The following is a 2,141-nucleotide window of genomic DNA, read 5'->3' on the forward strand; positions in this document are numbered from 1 at the left end:
TGCGCTGTGCGCTTCAATAGTTCCATTGATGAGGCTTACGCCAATCTAACGATCATCAATCTATTTAAGAGAAAATCTATTGTGCAATACTCTGACGAGTGCAATAACCTTGTGTGCTACGCGTTAGCGATGTTAGCACATAGACACAGACAACAACCAACAACAAACAAAAAAGAAAGAATGGTTTTAGTAGTTGAAGGTTAAATAAGTTTCTACCGCTTAAATCAAGCCGTAGGCGAGCTAAACGTATATAAGGCAGGGAAACCTTAGCGGTAATAGATTAGCTCATTATAGAGCTTCTGAGGAGCTTTACAGGTATTTTATAAGGTGTCTGAAATTAGAGTTTATCTATCATCTCCTTTTCATATACCTAACAAATACAAAATAAGCCCCTTAAATAAACCTCTGGCGAGCTAAACTGTCATTACATAAGGGAATGTATTGTTTTTATCAAAACCTCGTTAGAACGCGTTTTAGAGAATAAGGAAGAATAGCATCACACAGAAGAGCACGAATTGCTAAGCAAAATCATAACATACTGAAAAATGATCAATATTTTATGGGCGGGGGTTGACAAAAGCCTTTAGTTATGGTAAAGTAATATTAGGGACAGGAAAACATTCCTATCCTCTAAATAATTAAACCAATGCACCGCACTTTGAAGCCCAAGAGGCTTGCAAGGTGTCTTTTTCTTTTAACCAAATAGAATAGGAGGTTAATTAGTGAAGTATTTCACTTCTCAAGATGTAGTTGAAGCCTGGAAACGTGGTGAGATCAACCGCTTTAGGGTAAGAATGAACAGGAACACAGCGCGGCGCTGTGGTTATCCAGAGCGTGAAAAATGCTTTGACGATGCACTAAAAATTATTGATGAACTGCGTAAGGCAGAAGCAGAGAAAGAATAATAACAGGAGAAGGAGAAAACCAAATGAATATTAATTTTGATTCTGCAACTTATAACGCGTTGTTAAATCGTGCAAAGGCAGAAGGGAAATCAATTCCAAAACTTGTTAATGAATTACTAATTACAGTCCTTACAAAGGAGGAACTAAATGAACCAAAACACCAAAACAATTGCCGAAGCAAAAGCGCAATGCCTCAATAAGAAAGATAGTAAACAAACATATGTAGTAGTTGAACAGTGGTTGAAGATGTTTAAAAAGTGGTTCTCACCGTCAGGTAAGGAATACACCGCTACACTGCCAGCCGTTGAAATCTATAGCTATATAGCTGGATTCAATGAACAAGGGCAAGAATGTTACGCCAATCAAAAAACATTAGCTAATATTGGAATGGTTAGTGATCGTCAGGTGCGTAATATTATAAATATGTTTATTGATATGGGTGTTCTTTCTGTAGAGGCACGGGACGGGCAAACATCACTCTATAAAGCATTACCCTTTACAGATGCACACATCACACCACCGGAAGACGTAAAAACCTCTGTAAACGTAGAACAGCCTGCACCTGAAACACAGGAACCGTTAGAAGCGACACACTCTATTGAGCAGGAAACACAGGCAGAAATCACGGAACAATCTGATCTTTTTACATGGCTTATTTCCATAGACAGCCAAAAGCCTATGCAAGAAGAAACAGAAAATTTTATAAAACGTGCACTGACCTCGAAGAGGATAATTCTTGAAGATGATGCTTTTAATGCACTGATGATAGCCCTGAGAAAAGAAAGTGAAATCTATGACTCAATACCATTTTAAGGAGAATAAAAAATGAAATACAACCTGACATTAAACAAACGAACATTCGAAATTACAGAAAGCGGCTACACACTGGCAAAACAGCTTGCTGATAGCAATTATGAGCTACCCGCGATTATCAGCTTTCAGGAGTTACCTCATAGTAAAGAACACACACAGCACTGGTTAAATCACCTGAGCCATTTTGGGGTAATTAAGTATGAGGCTGTGAATAGTCAGACGTTCCGTTTGCTTGAGATAAGCCCTTTCGAATTGTGGGTGGCGCTGTGACCATATTCGATAGCGAATTTTCACAAGAAACCTTTCTGCAATATTTACGGGAAAGAACGGGAATGATTCTGTTTGATTCTGAGTTTTCCGGTGTGGTAGGTGAGCAATTTTTATATGCTCTTCTCGATAGCCTAAGTAAACAAGGATTATTGC

The 2,141-nt window shown here is 38.4% G+C and carries 4 protein-coding genes; all 4 read left to right on the forward strand.

Features of this window, described 5'->3' with window-relative positions; translation table 11 throughout:
- On the forward strand, positions 1–204 hold a 204-nt coding region (locus tag RTW80_RS24360), incomplete at its 5' end, for a hypothetical protein (RefSeq protein ID WP_213953183.1).
- Between the two features lie 518 nt (positions 205–722).
- On the forward strand, positions 723–905 hold the full coding sequence (locus RTW80_RS24365; RefSeq protein ID WP_053264425.1) for a hypothetical protein: 183 nt from the start codon (positions 723–725) through the stop codon (positions 903–905).
- A 147-nt stretch (positions 906–1,052) separates the two neighbouring features.
- Positions 1,053–1,718, forward strand: a complete 666-nt coding sequence (locus RTW80_RS24370) for a helix-turn-helix domain-containing protein (RefSeq protein WP_312720622.1) — start codon at positions 1,053–1,055, stop codon at positions 1,716–1,718.
- A gap of 12 nt (positions 1,719–1,730) precedes the next feature.
- Entirely contained in the window at positions 1,731–1,988 is a 258-nt protein-coding gene (locus tag RTW80_RS24375; protein WP_000876741.1) for a hypothetical protein, read from the forward strand.
- Positions 1,989–2,141 lie beyond the last annotated feature (153 nt).

Source organism: Escherichia sp. AM3, assembly GCF_032029835.1.
Classification (GTDB): domain Bacteria; phylum Pseudomonadota; class Gammaproteobacteria; order Enterobacterales; family Enterobacteriaceae; genus Escherichia; species Escherichia coli.